Below are 16,869 nucleotides of genomic sequence, written 5' to 3'. Positions count from 1 at the left end.
GCGCCCTTTTTATGGTGTAGTGCAGGAAAGGTGCACAGCACCTTTCCTGCACTACACAATAAAAAGATGTTTGAGCACCGCAGGTGCGAAAACTCATGCACAGAGATCCTGGAGACCACGGGAGGCTGACACACTCACACCCTTTGTCTGGAATGGCAAGCGCCGCAGACGAGCGCGTTCCCGTCGTCTGCGGCGCTTGAGTGGATCTGGGGCTGCGACTTTTTTGCAAGCCAATTGCCAGATGACCCACTCGTAAAAATACTGCTGAGCAAGCAAGCAGGAGAGAGAAAGTTGAGCCTGTTACCCCTTTACTGCACCAGCAAAGGCGTTAATCACATGGCGTTGAGTGAATACAAAGACCAGGATAGTAGGCACGAGCGAGATCATCGAAGCTGCGCAGAGCAGTACCCAGTTTGTGGAAGTCTGAGCGATGAACGCGTATAGGCCAACAGGGAGTGTACGCAGGTCGGAATTGCCCAGCGTGAAGACCAGCGGAATCAGGAAGTTATTCCAGCTATTGATAAAGGTGAAGAGACCAAGCGTTGCCAGCATCGGACGAGCTAGCGGGAACATCACTTGCCAGAAGAGCTGATGGAAGTTGGCACCATCCACACGCGCTGCGTCCTCCAGTTCGCGATCTATCGTCGCGAAGTAGCCCATGAAGAGAAAGGTGCTGAAGACCATATTCCCTGCCGTCTCTACCACGATTACAGACCAGAGGGTATCGAGCAAGCCAAGGCGCTGAATTAGATCGAAAACGGGTACAATTGTGTAGCCGTGTGGCAGGAAAAGGGTGATAGCGATCAGCGCGACCAACCATTTTTTTCCGGGGAAATTGGTGCGAGCCAGCACGAACCCGGCCATCGAAGTGAAGGTCAGCGTAAAGGCGACCGTCAGGACTGTAATAATGACCGTATTGAAAAAGTACTGACCGAACGTTGCCTGTGTCCAGGCATCGGCATAATTCTGCCACTGAAACTCTTTGGGAATGAAACTCAGACCCTCACTAAAGAAGCCTACCTCACTTTTGAGCGAACTGCCCAGCGCCCATAGAAAGGGATAAACCCAGAAGAAGCCGCAGACCAGTAGGATCGCGTGCAGTAGCAGCCTTCTCGCATTCTTCCGTTGTTTGAAGTTGTTCACCTGTTTTCGTCGTCTCTCTATTTCGCGCGCTGTTGTCTGTGGGATTGAGGTTGCCATAATTATGAATTCCTTTCCATTCTAGCTAGCTGCTATGCTGCTCCGGTCTCGGTAGAGGATATAGCATTTCTGGCATTGTTGCGGCGTACATATCGCCAGCCGAGGGCCTGGATGCTAGTCAGTGCGATCAGGATCAGGCCAAAGAAGAATGAAGCAGCCGAGGCAAAACCGACGTTTGGCTGTATTACCCCTGCACCGGAGCCACCGACGCTGATGCCGCCAAAGGCCTGTTGATAGATATAGGTGCTCACGACATTGGAGGCGAAGTATGGGCCGCCGCCGGTTAGCACCTGCACGAGGTCAAATACGTTGAGGTTACCCAGAATGGCGAGGAAGAGGATAATCATGCCTACACCGCGCAGCATCGGGATAGTGATTGAGAAGAGCTGAGCAGCCCAACCGGCTCCATCGATGTGCGCGGCCTCATAGAGTTCGGCGGGAATAGTCTGTAGCCCGGCCAGGAAATAGACCATATTGATGCCCAGGGTATTCCAGATTTGGATAGCAATAATGATCCACAGCACAAAACGGGGATCGGCTAGCCAGTCAATATGTTGATGGATAATGTGGAGCTTCAAAAAGATGGCATTGAAGTTATCGCCAAAATTGCTGATCATCAGATTCATGATCACGCCGATTACCGCCGGAGACATCACGACCGGCAGAAAATAGACCGAGCGATAGAACGTAGAGAAGCGCAATTTGGTGCTATTCAGGACCAGAGCCAGAATCAGGGCCAGGGTCAACTGAACAGGAACTACTACGGCAGTAAAGATGAAGGTGTGGGCGAAAGATTCCCAGAAAATAGGATCGGTTGTCACTTTTTGAAAATTGTCGAGGCCGACGTATGCGGTCGGATCGCCGATGCCATTCCACTGATAGAGCGTGTAGCCCAGAGAAGCGAAGATGGGATAGACGACGAAAGCTAGCAGCAAAATGATCATCGGTGCAAGATAGAGGTATGACCAGCGCCTGCTGTATATATCCTGCCAGAGGCTTTTCTTATGAGGAGTCATGGTGACATGTTTCTCCTCCATCTCTGGTTGTATTGTTTTTACTTCCTGAGCTCGCATGAGTTGAAAGTCCTCTCTTTTAGTTAGCCCAATGTGTAAGTTAGTGCGCACGTCTGGCTTTGTACGTATGGCGAGAACGCAGCTAGACATGCTAGCTGCGTTCAGTCGCCATGCAAGGAAGCTGCGCGACGCGTTTGCCTATGCCTGGTTGGGTTTGGTGATGTAGTTTTTGGTGATATCCCAGTCCGGGTAAGTGTAGTCGTTAATGGAGACTTTAACGCCACTGGCCTGGGCCTGTGAGATGCCTTTCTGGATGTTGGAATTGGCACGGCTCTCAATGTCGCTGAGTGCGGCTTTCATGTCGTGCAACTGGCCGGTCCAGAGGCCAACTATCGCATCATTCAAATTGGGCGACAGAGAGTTGAAGATGACTTTCGCGGTTTCAGGATTGCGCATGTTGGGATTAGGATAGGTAAGGTTCAAGGGCGCGTTGGCGACATATTCGGCAAAGGGCTTGAACTTGATTTTCGAGGGATCGTTGAGATTCGCGAAGATCGAAAGATCTTCGTTGTACGTCTGCACCCAGCGCTGCTCCGACTCATTGCTATAGAGCCAGTTGAACCACTGCCAGGCCTCTTCAGGATGTTTTGTTTGGGCGGAAATGGCGAACTCCTGACCACCAGGCGTGTGATAGTAGAAGCCTTTGCGCGTTGTTGTCGGTCCCACCAGCGTGGTCAAGCCATAATTGGTGAATCCGTGCGTCGTCCATTCTGCCTGGTTCCAGACGCCGCCAACTATCATTCCGAATTTGCCACGCTCGAAGTAGGCACGTGCGGTTTCGTCAGTGATGCTCAGAGAATTGGGATAGAAGTAGCCCTTCTGCTTCCATTCCAGGAGCAGGGTGATGAAATCCTCCCAGTTGCGATCACTGGAGAATGTATATTTGCCCACGCGGTAATCGAAGCCATCGTACCAGGTGCCTCCGGTACCCCCAAAAGCGCCTCCAGGTACGCCAGCGGCGCGTATGAAGAGATCAACCCAATTGGTGATAGAGCCGCCGCCACCTGCTCCGAAGCCGAGACCATAATACTGCCCATTGCCTTTTTTAGTAATGATATCGGCAAAATTTGCCACATCGTCCCAGGTTTGCGGCACTTTGGGCGTGCCATCGCTGTTGGTCAAGCCAGCGGCTTTAAACACGTCAGTGTTCAGATAAAGCTGCTGGAAAACACCACTACCGCCAAGAGGCGCGGTGTAGGTCTTGCCGTTGAACATATTGTTGCCCTGGTAGAAGGTGCCAGTTGGGAAACGGTTCTTCCACGTCGCATTAATCCACTTATCAACCGGCAACCACCACCCCTTCTGCATCTGCTCGTTGTAGGGAGTCGCAGTGCCCGTAACCATAAAGACATCTGGCTGTTTGTTGGCTTTAACAGAGAGATTGAATAGCTGGTCATAGGTGGTGTTGTTGTTGATGGTCCTTTTAATCTTGATATTGGGGTGAGCGGCCTCGAAGAGCTTGACCTCGTTATCAAGCCAGGGCGACTGACTGACATAGTAGTCCCAGTACTGGAGGGTCACGGTGCTGCCGCCGCTGGAGGTGCTGCCGCAGGCGCTCAGGGCGGAACCCAGGGTTGCTGCGCTGGCTACCGTGCCAGCTGCCTTCAAGAATGTGCGGCGGTTAAGCCGCGACGGAAGAATAATCGAAGAAACGTCCATGTTGACACATCCTCTGTTTTCTTAAATACTTGCGATACACTATTGGATCGCAGATCATCGACAATGATGTAGATAAACGAAAAGGCTATCAGTAACGATAAATGTTTGCTTTACTGCCTGCTTTCCAATCAGATTCACACTAGATTCCAATCGAGTGATGATCGCCCGGAGCCACATGAATTGCGCACGGTCAAGGTGAGCGGAAGCTGGATCTGACAGGATGGCCAGACATGCCTATCGGGGCTTGTCTGCTGATTCGGATCAGAGGGAACCGCAAACTCCAACCAGTTGCGCGAAGGCTCGAAGCGAGGATCAAGCAGTGAGAGCAACATTTCGACGGCGCACTGACCGATTTCATAGAACGGTTGGCGCACCGTTGTGAGTACGACGGGACTTTGGTAAGGTGGAATGACATCATCGAAGCCAACGATGGCTATATCTTCGGGTACGCGCCAGCCCAGCTTTCCCATCTCCATAATCACACTATAGGCCAGATAGTCGTTACCCACGACAATGGCGGTGGGTGGAGTGCTCATTGCCTGAATTTCTTGCAGGCATTTCACGGCACTACCATCATCGTACAATGCCAGCATGGGATCTGGTTCTATACCAGCTTCCCGTAACGCTTGACAGTAACCATGATAACGATCATGGAAGCAAGGTAGATCAGGACTGGGAAAGAGAAAGGCGATGCGCTCATGTCCTAATGAGAGCAGATGGCGAGTTGCCAGGCTCGCTCCGCCCGCATTGTTCACACTTACCCAGGGACTGTCTAGTCGGTGGGCCGTCAGGTTGATTATCACGACGGGCAGACCACTGCGCGCGAGAGTAATCAGGTGCTGGGGCGAATGGGTATGAATCGAGGCCAGGAGACCGGAGGTGAAATTAGTTGTCAGCACCCGGTCGATCACGCTGCGAAAATCTTTGTGACCAGCCGAGCTATAGAGAATAATCTCATAGCCGTTTTCCTCGACCACGCCAGCGATGCCCCGTATGATTTCCGGCATAAACGACCAGAGGGCCGGAAGAAGCATACCGATGAGCCGGCGATCTCCACGTGCCAGATGCATCGCTGTCAGATCAGGCACGAAGTTTTGTTCCGCGATCACGTGCTGTATACGCTCACGGGTGATGGGGTCGACATTGGCACTGTTATTCAGCACGCGAGACACCGTCGACTTTGAGACGCCAGCCAGGTGCGCGATATAACGAATAGTTGGCTTCTTTGCCATACACCCTTCCTGTAAACAGATTGAAAAAGACAGTTAGGATACGGTGAAAGGGTTCATAACGATTTATGGGACCGATCCCATAAATCGTTATAAAATACTAATAAATGCGTACTCATATATATATGCCATGAAACCGGTCCCACAGTCAAGTGTTTTGCAGACGAAATTTGGGTCTTCGGAAATAATTGCGTGATTTTCGCCAGGAATTAACGTTTTGATGCGGGCAATGAGTGGCCCATGGTGGAGTTTGGACGAACAAAGATAAAGTTCTTTTTTTATTGTATACAAGGTTAGGAGGTCTTTCTTTGGAAATAAACGCATTCATCCTGTATTTCAGTGATGAAAGCGCATGAGTTGTTGCGATTTCTCCACGTCCCTCAGTGAGAGGCGTTGGAGCCCAATGCTCAGCACCAGGGCGAGGGCCATCACGCCAATGCTTCCCGCATAGACCGCCCGTGGGGCGATGGTGTCGAAGGCAAAGCCTCCCACGATGGGACCAAGAATTAAGGCCAGGCTGAAGGTTGCCTGGAACCAACCCAGAAGGCGACCAGACAGTCGTTCGGGGCCTGCCCTGGTGATGAGTGCTTGCAGGATAGGCCACACGATTCCATAGCCGAGGGAGAAGATGATCACATACGCGATGACAAGCCAGAGGGTGGTGGCTGTGAACAGGCCCACCGTGGAAATAAGCAGGAAGACACTGCCCAACAGGATGGCTTTCTGCTCACCCAGGCGGCCTGCCAGCGGATTGAGCAGAACAAGTTGTGTGAGAGTCATTACCAGGCCCAGCACCGTAATGATCCAGCCTACTGTGCTAACGACGACGCTCTCAGGCTGGCCAGGCAACAGAACCCGGTCAGCGTAAAGCGCGAATGTCCCGGAAAGCCCCGCCATATACAGCCCAACGAGAAGCGCTGTTGCCAGGATAAGCAACACTGATCGACTCAGCAACACTCGAGTGAAAGACACCTTCTCAACTGATTTCGCCTGGTTGTCCGTTGTCTGCGCGCGAATCGGTGGTTCAGACAACCAGAGCAAGGTCAGCAGCACCGTCACTCCGCTGACGATAGTGGCGGCGAAAAAAGGCGCGAACAGATTAATCCCTGCAAGTAGTCCAGCGAGGGCAGGACCCAGAATATGCCCCAGTCCGCTGGCACCTCCCACCAATCCGAGAGCCTGGGTGCGTTTCTCTGGTGTGCTGATGTCGCTGGCATAGGCCCCGGCCACGCTGATATTGCCGCCAGTCAGCCCATCAAGCACGCGCGCAAGGTAGATGACGGCCAACCCCGGCGCGATTCCCAGGCGCAGACCAGCATGAGCGAGGAACGCCCCCAGGGGAGCCGCAAAGATCAGCAGGAGGTAGGAACCAATGGTTCCCACCTGACTCAACAACAGGATGGGGCGTCGCCCAAAGCGATCTGCCAGACTCCCAAGCCACGGAGCAGCCAGAACCTGGGCCACATAGTAGGCCGAAATCACCAGAGCAGCCTGGAACGGGGTGGCATGAAACTGCCCCAGGACCACCACCGGGATAATCGGGATGATGGCCATAGCCCCCGACATATCGGCAAGCACAATCAAAAAAAGCGTTGCCATGCGTTTTGTGTCCATCACAAACACCGCGTCCTTTCTCAAGATGTGATAAGTTTACTTTTTGCCTTTAAAAAATGCTCGTAGACATGAGTTGTCTCTCTTATCTTTCTAGAAACCATCCTGATCTCAACCTTTACGCAACAGACCGAGCACGAGCAACGGGTTTGCTCTTGCGCAAGATGAGCAAGGCGCTCCAGGCAATGGCCAGCCCTTCAGCTGCATACCCGGTTATCTCGACCCACATTGGCACCATCAGGTCGATGCCCAGAATCACGCCACCAACGAGAAACAGCAGACCAATAGGCCACGGTAAAAAGCGCTTGAGCAGGATGATGATCCCCAGGAGCCCAATGCCAACGATAAGGAGGAGAGACATCAGGAAGGGAGTATAGAGTGCAATCCCGAAGCTCTGAAGCAGAGGACTATGAGTTACGGCTTGAAAGAAGTCAGGCGAATGGAATTGGGTTTGCAGCGTGGGATCAAAATGCGCAAAAAGGGGGTTGAAGAACCCATCAATAAACAGAAGCCCCGCATACGAGATCTGCCCAAGGAGAGCCAGAATCAAGCTGAGGGGCGCGATCCTCCCCATACGATCGTGGTAGTGCAGGTAAATGGCGATCAGCCCAAACCCGGCCAGGATGGTACAGTAAGCTCCGATCATATGGGCTGCCATATAAGCAGCGGCACGCGGGTCAATCTCCACGGCGCGTCGTCCGCCATGAAGAAAGGCCTCATAGAAAGGAAGAAAAAGCGCGGGAAGAATGCTGACTCTCGCTAACAGGCGAGTTATGCGAGTGAAGTTCGCTGAATAGGTGTTGTACATACGAATCCTTTATCTTCTTGTTCTTCTTGAGAGAAGAGGCCAAAGGCCTCTCCATTCTCACCTGGAATGCTACGCTCTGGCGGCTGTTCCCAACAGGCATAGCCAGGTGATTTCTGGGCCTCCAGGACTATCTGGCACGTTCATATGGACGACAAGACGAGTAGACGACATGCATTCCTTTTCCAAGAGAGCATGCCAGCCTTGCAGCTTAATCTCTCTGACTCAGATGAGAGAAAGATCTTCTGGCTCCAGTACCAGATAGCTTCGCTTGTCGTACTTCCCACTACTTGATACAATGAAAATACAAGATAACGATGAAAGAAACAAGTACGCAAAATATTTTGCGGTAGTCTAGAAAATCATACTATTGGGAGGTGCAAATTATGAAACAGCAAGCGGCGATATGTCCGGTCGAAGCAGCGCTTTCGATTGTGGGAGGGAAATGGAAATTGCAGATTGTCTATTGTTTGCTCAACGGAACCAAACGCTTCGGAGAGTTACGCAGGCTCATTCCTGCGACGACTCAACAAATGCTTACCCTGCAATTGCGAGAGTTAGAGCAGGCAGGAATCATTTCCCGGCTGGTCTATGCTCAAGTTCCCCCAAAGGTGGAATACTCACTCACTGAGTTAGGGCGAAGCCTGGAGCCAATCGTCCACCAGATGCATGCATGGGGAGAGTGGTACTGTAAGCAAAACGACATCGAGTACTGGCAGTTGAGTGACCACATGGAAGGTCATGTCCCTATGTGAGATCAGTGTGTAATTGACGTTTCACCCTGACATACGATAAGAAAACTGGCGACGACGACTGCCGACCCAAGCAAAGGTGAGCACTCCTTACCCGCATCGAACGAGAGTGCCCTCCTCTCCTTGTCTTTTCTCCTCATCTTATTCTTGGGGTCAGCGCATCGAAAGGTGAAAATGGGACGCGAAGTTTTCTGGGCACATTACATATTTTACCAAGACGTGGTTCCAATGTGTTTCTGGCACTTCTTGACAAGCTCCTCATCTCTGAGTTATCATGTTAGTGAACATTCACTCACCTGGAGAAAAAACGCATGGGAGCAACACGAGAGAGAATCCTGGAAGCTGCTGAAAAGCTGCTGTTCTTGAAGGGTTCAGCACATGTCACCACCAAAGAGATCGCACGCGCAGTCGGTCTGTCTGAAAGCGCGCTCTACCGGCATTTCGACCATAAAGAGGACATCTTCTTCGCGCTCATGGCCGAGCATCTGCCAGCTTTTCATGAGGTGTTTCGGACGCATCAGGCGGGCACAGCAACGGTCAGAGAGAATCTGGTCGCGCTCGTGCTGGCGGTTGTCCATTATTATGAGCATCTGATTCCTATGGGCGTCTCTTTCCTGGCTGACAAGGAACTCCTGACACAATTTCGTGCCACCACCCAGCCATTGGGAATGGGCCCACATAACGTCTTTAAACGCCTTGCAGCCTACCTTGAGGAGGAGCAGCATCTCGGACGCCTCGGGCAACATCTCTCTGCTTTGACCATGGCGACGCTGTTGCTGGGTCCCTGTTTTCAGCGAGCATTCAACCGCCAATTCATGGGTTTTGATCCACTCCATCAAACGGAGCAGCAGTTTGCTGAGGAGGTGGTCCAGGGGCTGCTTCCTGCGATCCTGCCTTCCTGACTGGGAGCATGAGAAGCCCAAAATTCTCGGCGGAGTGTGAAAGGACTTTAAATATGTCAACCGGATGAATGGATGACAAGGTATGTTTTTGCCAAGAACGTAGAAACAAGAAGATGCATGAATGTTGACCTTCGCAGAAACTTTTTTGCTCAAGAGGAAAAGTGATGTTGAATTATCCTCCCTTCCTGGGTTGGACGCGGCATATGCTCATAGAAAGGACAACCAATGACAATCAGTGCCGCCATTCCGTATGAAAAGCACTATCAAACCGTGCTGGGATACCAGATGGCCTATATCGAAGCTGGCGAGGGCGATCCGATTGTCTTTCTGCATGGCAATCCCGCCTCTTCCTTTGTCTGGCGCAATATCATTCCACACCTGCAAGGGCTGGGACGCTGCCTCGCCCCTGATCTGATCGGCATGGGCGATTCTGACAAGCTGCACAACAGCGGCCCTGGTTCCTATGGGTTCTTTGAGCACCGCAGCTACGTGGAGAGGTTGCTTGATGCGCTTGAGGTGCGCGAGCGCGTCACGTTTGTCCTGCATGATTGGGGAGCGGCCCTCGGCTTTGACTGGGCGAATCGTCATCGTCAGGCCGTCAAGGGCCTGGTGTATATGGAACCGGTTGTCAGACCGTACAGTTGGGCAACCTGGCCGGAGGCCACTCGTGACCTCTGGAAAGCCTTCCGTTCCAACGCGGGCGAGCGCCTGGTGCTCGAAGACAATGTGTTCCTCGAACACCTGCTGCCTCGTGTGGTATTGCGCGAACTGAGTGAGGAAGAACGGGCGGAATATCGCCGTCCCTTCGCTCAGTCAGGTGAGGGGCGTCGCCCCATGCTGAGTTGGCCCCGTCAGGCACCCATTGATGATGAGCGTGCGGATATGTTCGAGCTGATCACAGCGTATGGGGAGTGGCTGGCCCGGAGCGATGTCCCGAAGTTATACATCAACAACGATCCAGGAACGGCTACGCAAACGGCACGGGAGTTCTGTCGGTCGTTTCGGGCGCAGGCAGAAGTGACCGTCAAAGGAAGCCACTACCTGCAAGAAGATTCGCCTGGTGAAATCGGTACCGCGATTGCGACCTGGCTGCAAACCCTGGTATAGACGCATCCGTTCTGCTCCGGAGCTAGCTCACCTGCAACCGAGCAGCAAGCTCCGAGCAGACAATCATAAGAAAGAGCGACAGACTATGAGCGAAAAAACGACGCATACCACGCGACAATACCTGACCACACCCAGGAAAGGCCATATGACTCTGCTGACCAGCTTCCGCCGCAACGGTGTAGGCGTCGGCACTCCGGTGGGTACGGTCGCCTCGCACGGCAAACTCTACTTCATGACAGCAGCTGATACCTGGAAGGCCAAGCGCCTCGCCCACGATCCGCGCGTCACCCTCGCGCCAGGCAACCGCAAGGGTGATGCGCTCGGCCCGGCAATTACAGGCACCGTGCGTCGCCTGTATGCTGAGGAGGCCAAGCGCGCGCGCGACCTCTTGCGTATAGGCATCGTGGGCCGTTTCTTCGGGATCGTCTTCGACCGCAAATATCCTGGCGAGAAAACAGCGGTGTATGAAATGGTGCTGGATGAGAGAGACGCCGACATGGGAAAGAGAGGCATTGAGAAGGGGCAGCCTGCACATTCCTAAGCTGGATGAACACATAATTCGAGAAAATGCCTGAAAAAAGAAAGGAGCATCTTATGCCTGTTTCACCACGTCTTCGTCTAATCGGATTGCTCTGCCTGATTGGTGGAATCCTTCAGTTATCAGATGTGCCACTTGATCTGTGGTGGTCGGCTCCCACAAGTCCGCTCCACGCTGTTGCTCGCTTGATCTGGGCCATCGCGAATCTCGCGCTCATTGGCGGACCCATAGGAATCATCGCCCGTCGGTTTGCCTCTCCTGGATGGCTCGCAATGGCTGGAGCGGGTGTCTCCATTCTGGGCACTCTCAGTCAGGCGAGCGGGATGATCTTCTACCTGCTTCTCCCCAATTCTGGCGCAGGACAGGCGTTGACACCCCCTGGTGGCATCCTGATCGCGCTCGGCATGGTTGCCCTGGGAAGAGCGACGTTGTTGGGAAAGAAGGTGTCTGGTTGGCAAGCATGGACACCTCTCCTCGTTGGTCTGTATTTCATCGCCCAACTGATCCTTATCCAGATTCCTTTCTTTCTGAGCAAGGGGCATCTGGTTTTTGCTCCACTCGTCGATCTCTGTGGCCTTTTCTGGGTCCTTCTGGGGGTGGTGATTGTCCGGTCAGAAGTTGTGCCAATCCAGGTTCCTCTTGTTGCGCGGACGCAATCTGAAACCGCTCGCAGGACGGCTTGAAAGCAGAAAGGGAAAGTTTTTACGGCTTATCTGCTCGTTGGCCTGGGCGCATTCGCTTTGCCTGGCAACACCGGAATGCACTGCCTGCGCCTTAAACAAAGTGACTATGAGATGAGCAGACAGCCGTAGCTCATGCGATCAGTAAGGAGATAGTATGATGGTGAAAAAGTTCATTATGCGCCAGAGATGAAATCTATGCAGATCAACGGAAGCGCGCAGGCCACGATTGGCCCCTTTACCTCCTCTGGTACCTTTCGGTTCTATTGTCCGATCCATCCTGGCATGAATTTGACAGTCATTGTCCAATGACAGGATATAAGTATATGACAACACTCACTGAAATGTTTCCCCTCAATGGGAGAACGATAGAAACGGTAGCAGTTTATGTAGAGCAATTTGTTGACGACACTAAAAAGAGAAATGAGAATGAGAGCGATGACAGCAACGAAAACCATGCGTGTGATTCAATTTCATCACTATGGTGGACCTGAAGTGCTCAAGCTGGAGGAGAAGCCACGGAAAGCGCCCCAGGCGGGCGAAGTGCTGGTGCGAGTCCACGCGGCGGGCGTGAATCAGATCGACTGGAAGATCCGTCAGGGCTTGCTGAAAGATGTCAGGCCTGTGGTGTTTCCCTCTACTCCCGGCATAGAACTGGCAGGTGTGGTCGAAGAGGTTGGTCCTGGGGTGACAGCCTTTTCACTTTGTGTCATAGCATGATTTTCCTTTAACCGTAAGAGCAATACAACGAATGGAGTAGCATAATAGAGTGCCTATTGGAGACGTATTTTGAGGGGAGAGGTTCGGACTCTCCTTATGGGCTGACGCTTGTTGATAAAACTTTATTGGATGGCCATTTTCTTCAAGACGCTCCCTCTCTGTTAGAGTATACTCGTGTTGCTAACTCTTCATGTGAAGAAAGCGGCTACACTGGTTAAATCAGAGTTGAACGATAAAAGGAGCATGCTATGAGAAAAATCATTTCTCTGATCCATCTTTCGCTGAATGGCTTTACCTCGGGTCCCAATGACGAATTGGATTGGATTGCGTATGATCACGAATTGGAGCAGGATGCCCATTCCTTGCACGTGCTCACAGACGCCGTGATCTGGGGGCGTAGAACGTATGAAGGCATGGCCAGCTACTGGCTCACGGTGCCAGGCAATCCCGCCAGCACTCCAGCCGAACTCGAACACGCGCGCTTTCTGGATGCTGCCACCAAGATTGTGGTTTCGCGCACATTGGAGCGCGTTGCATGGAACAATGCACAGAATACCGTGCTGATCAAGGATCACATCGCCGAAGAAATTAATGCCATCAAACAGCAGCCAGGCAAGGATATCTGGTTCCTCGGCAGTCCCATGCTGGCGCGCACATTTATGGAACTGGATCTGATTGACGAATATCGCATCAATATCAATCCAACGGTCCTTGGTGAGGGCAAGGCCCTCTTTGCTGGCGTCACCCGTTCATTCCCGCTCAAACTGCTGGCCTCAAAGACCTTTCAGAGTGGAGTTGTGGCCCTGCGCTACGAACCGGATCGCTCGGCAAAGTAGCAGAAGGCAGACGCAGCATATATGAACGCTTGGTGTAAGTTAGAAAATACTTGAAAAAAAGGTATCCAGGCTCTAAAGTAAGCTGAAATTAAGAACCTTCTAGGAGCTTACAATGGAACACCTGGATACCTTTCTAACTGTACTCTACGTCATGGTCGATGACCTGTGCAAGCAGCATAGTTTGTCGATTCAAGCGCTTTTCCCTGCCACGCAATACGCATCTGATTGGCTTGCCCACGGGATGCGCAACGAGATTCCATAACTGAACAGGAAAAGGGGCCTCTGATGAGCCAGCATACATGCAAACCAGTTACCGATTTTCCCCCTGATAACTGGAATAGCACTTGTGTATTGTCCTATTTTCAGCAGTATCAGAAAAAGGAAAAGGGAAACTTCTATGATTACCGAACCAAAATTGGAGAATCGCCATGAGCAACACTACGTGGCGATTCGAACCCAGGTCACGATGCAAGAATTGGATACCACGATCCAGTACCTCCGCAGGGAAGTGTTGGCCTGGATAGCGCATCAGGGTATAGCGCCAACCGGAGCGCCTTTCCTGCGCAATCGTGTCATCGATATGGAGGCGCTGCTCGATATCGAGGTGGGCATTCCAGTCGTGAGTGTCGAGTCTCCCGATGACCGCGTCAGGGCGGGGGTTCTGCCAGCAGGTTTGTATGCCTCGCTCGTCTACACCGAGTGGGACAGAGGCATCGAAGCCAATGCAGCGCTGCTGGACTGGGGAGCGAAGCAGGGTCTGGTGTGGGATGCCTGGGAAACGGAGAAGGGCCAGGCATTTGGTGCACGTCTGATGTCCTTGCTCACCGATCCAAACGAGGAGCCGGATCAAGCGAAATGGGAAACCGAGGTGGCGATTCGGCTGGCAGACCCTCAACCCCGATAGCCGTCTGTCCCACGTGTCAACTCGGCACTCGGGCTGACCTCTGTCTTCTTGAGAGACATCAAGCGGTGTGAAGTATTCGTTGCCGCAGCAGATCAAACTTCGCGTGCCATATCCCGTTATGATGGCATCGACTCGCCACGGAACACAGCGGCGTTCCAACCTGCAAACTCTCCAGGAACGTCGCGCCGCCCTCCAGCGTTTTTTGGCGATCCTCCTGCCGCCTGGGGAGCGCCTGGACTTTTTGCTGACACGGCTCATCGAAAACCGGCGTGAGCATCCAGAAGTTGCCCAATTACACGAGCAAGTGCAAAGCGCTGAGGCCACGCCACCTGACCTGCGTGAACAGGCGAGGCAGGTGAATCAGGCGTTCGCTGACCTGCTCCGGCAGTTGATCGTCGAAGGCCAGGCCGAGGGGTCCGTCATCGATGCCGATCCCGATCAGCTTTTGACTGTGGTGTCGGCAACTCTTGATGGGTTAACGAGACTGGTGGTGAGCAACCCGGAGCGTTACCATCAGCATTTCCCCGATGCGAGCATCATCCTGACGATGCTCAAGCCCTCTCCACTGGGAAGCGAGGAAAGGAAGGAATAAAACAGATGAAGCTCATCTGATCACCTGCAAGCCACAGGCTATCCGGTCCAGGACAGCAACCTGGAGCATCTGTCACCGATTACCTCGGCCCATATTCATTCGGGCCTAATAGGCTTTTACACGTTGCGTATTCTGTGGGGGGGTCTCCTGCCTTGCCTGTGGCAAGAGAAAGCCCTCCTCCTGCCTCTTGTGAGCAGTGGGGAGGGCTTCCTCGTGAACTGAGAGATCGTTAGAACTCTTAAGCTTTGGGAGAACTCTTAAGCTTTGGGCTTGAGAACAAATGCGCCCACCAGGCCAAGGATCAACAGCACAGCGCCAATTATCAGAACTGTGAGACCATGCGCCTGGCTGGACACTTTCAGAATTATGCCAACTATGACGGCAAGAATTCCAATCACTGCAACGACAAGGGAACCAACTTTCATGAGAATTCTTCTTTCGTTCTTCAAAAATAAAATATGTATGTATTGAAGATAATGCATACATATTTAGAAAACGTCTTCTGAGCCAAGAAGTAACGCTTGTTTCTTCTTTGAGCAAGAGACGGTCCTATTTTTGGCAGTTATAGCCACTTCCGGTACTGGTAATGAAGTGTCAATCACGGAATGAAATGGGCCAAAATGTGATACGTATTGATCTGTTGATCACGCTGGATCGCGAGCACAAGACGTCACTTCATACTCAATTGCCCAACAGCTCCGCCAAATCTATTACCGATGGATATTGGGACGCCAGATCGCAATGGTCTCTTCTAGGATATGGAGGTCTTTCGGCACAAGACGTTTTATCTACTGACGATGTTTATAGAGAACTCGTTCATGTTAAGGCATCGGGCGTTGAGCTACCTCTTTCTGCCAGGTCACATTGGCCTTGATCGCGGCAGCACTTTGATGGGAGTAACGCTTTGTGTCTTCTCGTACACGTTTGTTGTACGATTCCCAATTATCAAGGTGACCAATCAGTAGGTGATGCGTGCGGCCCCTGATTTCGCAGAGAGTGATTAAGTTATTTGGGTCAAGTTCGAGTTCCGGGTAGAGATGGAATGGTTTGATATGATGAACCTGTAATCCTTTTCCTCGGTGACCACAGACCACACAAGCTGGCTGATGGCTGAGATGCTCATGAGCTACTCTCGGCCACTCCGGACTGCGAGCTCTGCCATATTGATTAGCAATTCTGGCACCAGGATCTTTTTGCCAGGATGGAATGCGTCCATTTACCTTCGGAATGCCTTTCTCATTGATCGAAGTACGTTTCCGAGCGGGAGCTTGACCCCTGGTTGAGCTATGTCCTCGTCTACGTCGAGGGCGCGTTCTAAGATAAATAATGGCGAGTATAAGGACGAGAAGCCCAACGATTACGGGCGCAGTTGCTAAAGGTGGGGTATGGATCGAAATATGCATGTCTCTTTTTCTCCGCTATGGGCAAAAACATTCAAAGTAGGCGTGCTAAAAATGTTCTTTGCCGATAAGTTCTTAAAAAAGAATATATGAATTTAAAAGAAAATACAATCCTTTAAGGTCTATGGCTCTCCGATGTGTATTCTATGAAGGAAGTAGGGCTCTCCGTCCTTCCGAAGAAGGACGGAGAGCCTTTTTCTCTTTTTTTATGTGATTTTAAGCACCACAAGATCCTTCAGGTGCTTGAGGTCCACAGAATATATTTCCGTCACTTATAACAAGAGCATCATCCATAGTCAACATTGCGGTGACTGGTTGGCCGGTATTATCCAGGGTACTTTTGACAATCTTGCCATACGCGACACCGATTTTCACCGCTGTAAACACTATATCCTCTTGAATGCCATCGACAATCATGTTCCCATTTAGAGAATCACAAGGAGGTTTGCTACCCGGGTCGGTACACCATTGATATGTTCTGGCTTCAAGATGAGCATGACCATCGGCTTTGATCTCAATGGAGCCATAATGAGCAATCCACAGACCAACAAAAGGGGCGACCGTCTGAGCTGTTTTGTTCGGTGTAGTTTTAAGGGAAAAGGGAAATGACATGGGAGTCGGAGTCAGTACAGGAGGAGATGCAAGGTGCGTTGGCGTTGGCGTTAACAGCTCACCATCTATCCCTCTTGCCTGGAAAGCAGTCAAGGTTTGGGAGGAACTCTGTGGTTGTGCATTGGCATGTGCCATGAGAATAGTAGGGCTAATCAATACCACAAGGAGACAAAGGATACCAATCACTCCGATATAAGGCAACCAGGGTTTCAGCTGGTAAGATGTGCGCTCCATATGTCTTCTTCTTCA

At 51.9% G+C, this 16,869-nt stretch carries 20 protein-coding genes; 11 read left to right on the top strand and 9 right to left on the bottom strand.

The genetic code is table 11. The features are described 5' to 3' along the window. Positions 1 to 300: 300 nt before the first annotated feature. From F1593_RS10500 to F1593_RS10475, 6 genes are all read right to left on the bottom strand, one after another. Positions 301 to 1,200: a carbohydrate ABC transporter permease gene (locus F1593_RS10500; RefSeq protein WP_149401507.1), complete on the bottom strand. Its 900-nt coding sequence runs from the start codon at positions 1,198 to 1,200 to the stop codon at positions 301 to 303. Positions 1,201 to 1,232: 32 nt separating this feature from the next. Continuing rightward, complete coding sequence (locus F1593_RS10495) at positions 1,233 to 2,273, bottom strand: carbohydrate ABC transporter permease (RefSeq protein ID WP_235932544.1); 1,041 nt, start codon at positions 2,271 to 2,273, stop codon at positions 1,233 to 1,235. 138 nt (positions 2,274 to 2,411) lie between these two features. After that, on the bottom strand, positions 2,412 to 3,932 hold the full coding sequence (locus tag F1593_RS10490; RefSeq protein WP_235932543.1) for an ABC transporter substrate-binding protein: 1,521 nt from the start codon (positions 3,930 to 3,932) through the stop codon (positions 2,412 to 2,414). 134 nt (positions 3,933 to 4,066) lie between these two features. Next, positions 4,067 to 5,164, bottom strand: coding sequence for a LacI family DNA-binding transcriptional regulator (locus F1593_RS10485; RefSeq protein ID WP_149401506.1), 1,098 nt, complete (start codon positions 5,162 to 5,164; stop codon positions 4,067 to 4,069). Positions 5,165 to 5,497: 333 nt separating this feature from the next. After that, positions 5,498 to 6,775, bottom strand: a complete 1,278-nt coding sequence (locus tag F1593_RS10480) for an MFS transporter (protein WP_235932545.1) — start codon at positions 6,773 to 6,775, stop codon at positions 5,498 to 5,500. A 115-nt stretch (positions 6,776 to 6,890) separates the two neighbouring features. Then, positions 6,891 to 7,580 (bottom strand): hypothetical protein, encoded by a 690-nt coding sequence (locus F1593_RS10475; RefSeq protein ID WP_149401504.1) that lies wholly within the window; start codon positions 7,578 to 7,580, stop codon positions 6,891 to 6,893. A 383-nt stretch (positions 7,581 to 7,963) separates the two neighbouring features. Between F1593_RS10475 and F1593_RS10470 the strand changes: the two genes are divergently transcribed. The 11 genes from F1593_RS10470 (at position 7,964) to F1593_RS10430 (ending at position 14,608) form a co-directional block, all read left to right on the top strand. Next, positions 7,964 to 8,332 carry a winged helix-turn-helix transcriptional regulator gene (locus F1593_RS10470; RefSeq protein WP_149401503.1) on the top strand — a complete coding sequence of 123 codons (369 nt, stop codon included), beginning with the start codon at positions 7,964 to 7,966 and terminating at the stop codon, positions 8,330 to 8,332. A 308-nt stretch (positions 8,333 to 8,640) separates the two neighbouring features. Next, on the top strand, positions 8,641 to 9,231 hold the full coding sequence (locus F1593_RS10465) for a TetR/AcrR family transcriptional regulator (protein WP_149401502.1): 591 nt from the start codon (positions 8,641 to 8,643) through the stop codon (positions 9,229 to 9,231). A 225-nt stretch (positions 9,232 to 9,456) separates the two neighbouring features. Beyond that, positions 9,457 to 10,338 (top strand): haloalkane dehalogenase, encoded by an 882-nt coding sequence (locus tag F1593_RS10460; RefSeq protein WP_149401501.1) that lies wholly within the window; start codon positions 9,457 to 9,459, stop codon positions 10,336 to 10,338. A gap of 85 nt (positions 10,339 to 10,423) precedes the next feature. Beyond that, positions 10,424 to 10,879 (top strand): PPOX class F420-dependent oxidoreductase, encoded by a 456-nt coding sequence (locus tag F1593_RS10455; protein WP_149401500.1) that lies wholly within the window; start codon positions 10,424 to 10,426, stop codon positions 10,877 to 10,879. A 53-nt stretch (positions 10,880 to 10,932) separates the two neighbouring features. Continuing rightward, positions 10,933 to 11,559 carry a hypothetical protein gene (locus F1593_RS10450; RefSeq protein WP_149401499.1) on the top strand — a complete coding sequence of 209 codons (627 nt, stop codon included), beginning with the start codon at positions 10,933 to 10,935 and terminating at the stop codon, positions 11,557 to 11,559. Positions 11,560 to 11,754: 195 nt separating this feature from the next. Beyond that, on the top strand, positions 11,755 to 11,868 hold the full coding sequence (locus F1593_RS30120; protein WP_443092072.1) for a cupredoxin domain-containing protein: 114 nt from the start codon (positions 11,755 to 11,757) through the stop codon (positions 11,866 to 11,868). Between the two features lie 126 nt (positions 11,869 to 11,994). Further along, complete coding sequence (locus tag F1593_RS10445; RefSeq protein WP_216368838.1) at positions 11,995 to 12,276, top strand: alcohol dehydrogenase catalytic domain-containing protein; 282 nt, start codon at positions 11,995 to 11,997, stop codon at positions 12,274 to 12,276. A gap of 248 nt (positions 12,277 to 12,524) precedes the next feature. Beyond that, positions 12,525 to 13,112 (top strand): dihydrofolate reductase family protein, encoded by a 588-nt coding sequence (locus F1593_RS10440; protein WP_149401498.1) that lies wholly within the window; start codon positions 12,525 to 12,527, stop codon positions 13,110 to 13,112. Positions 13,113 to 13,224: 112 nt separating this feature from the next. Next, complete coding sequence (locus tag F1593_RS28290; protein ID WP_172632031.1) at positions 13,225 to 13,374, top strand: hypothetical protein; 150 nt, start codon at positions 13,225 to 13,227, stop codon at positions 13,372 to 13,374. Between the two features lie 135 nt (positions 13,375 to 13,509). Continuing rightward, entirely contained in the window at positions 13,510 to 14,016 is a 507-nt protein-coding gene (locus F1593_RS10435; protein ID WP_149401497.1) for a GyrI-like domain-containing protein, read from the top strand. Between the two features lie 103 nt (positions 14,017 to 14,119). Continuing rightward, complete coding sequence (locus F1593_RS10430; RefSeq protein WP_149401496.1) at positions 14,120 to 14,608, top strand: TetR family transcriptional regulator C-terminal domain-containing protein; 489 nt, start codon at positions 14,120 to 14,122, stop codon at positions 14,606 to 14,608. Between the two features lie 257 nt (positions 14,609 to 14,865). On the opposite strand, the gene F1593_RS28285 is transcribed toward F1593_RS10430, so the two are convergent. From F1593_RS28285 to F1593_RS10420, 3 genes are all read right to left on the bottom strand, one after another. Beyond that, entirely contained in the window at positions 14,866 to 15,033 is a 168-nt protein-coding gene (locus F1593_RS28285; RefSeq protein ID WP_172632030.1) for a hypothetical protein, read from the bottom strand. A gap of 396 nt (positions 15,034 to 15,429) precedes the next feature. Beyond that, complete coding sequence (locus F1593_RS10425; RefSeq protein WP_149401495.1) at positions 15,430 to 16,011, bottom strand: HNH endonuclease; 582 nt, start codon at positions 16,009 to 16,011, stop codon at positions 15,430 to 15,432. Between the two features lie 213 nt (positions 16,012 to 16,224). After that, entirely contained in the window at positions 16,225 to 16,854 is a 630-nt protein-coding gene (locus tag F1593_RS10420; protein ID WP_149401494.1) for a hypothetical protein, read from the bottom strand. Between the last annotated feature and the right edge of the window lie 15 nt (positions 16,855 to 16,869).

It is taken from the genome of Dictyobacter arantiisoli (genome assembly GCF_008326305.1).
GTDB classification, from domain to species: domain Bacteria; phylum Chloroflexota; class Ktedonobacteria; order Ktedonobacterales; family Ktedonobacteraceae; genus Dictyobacter; species Dictyobacter arantiisoli.
Note: the sequence above shows the minus strand (reverse complement) of the source record. Positions and strands in the feature narration are given on the sequence as shown.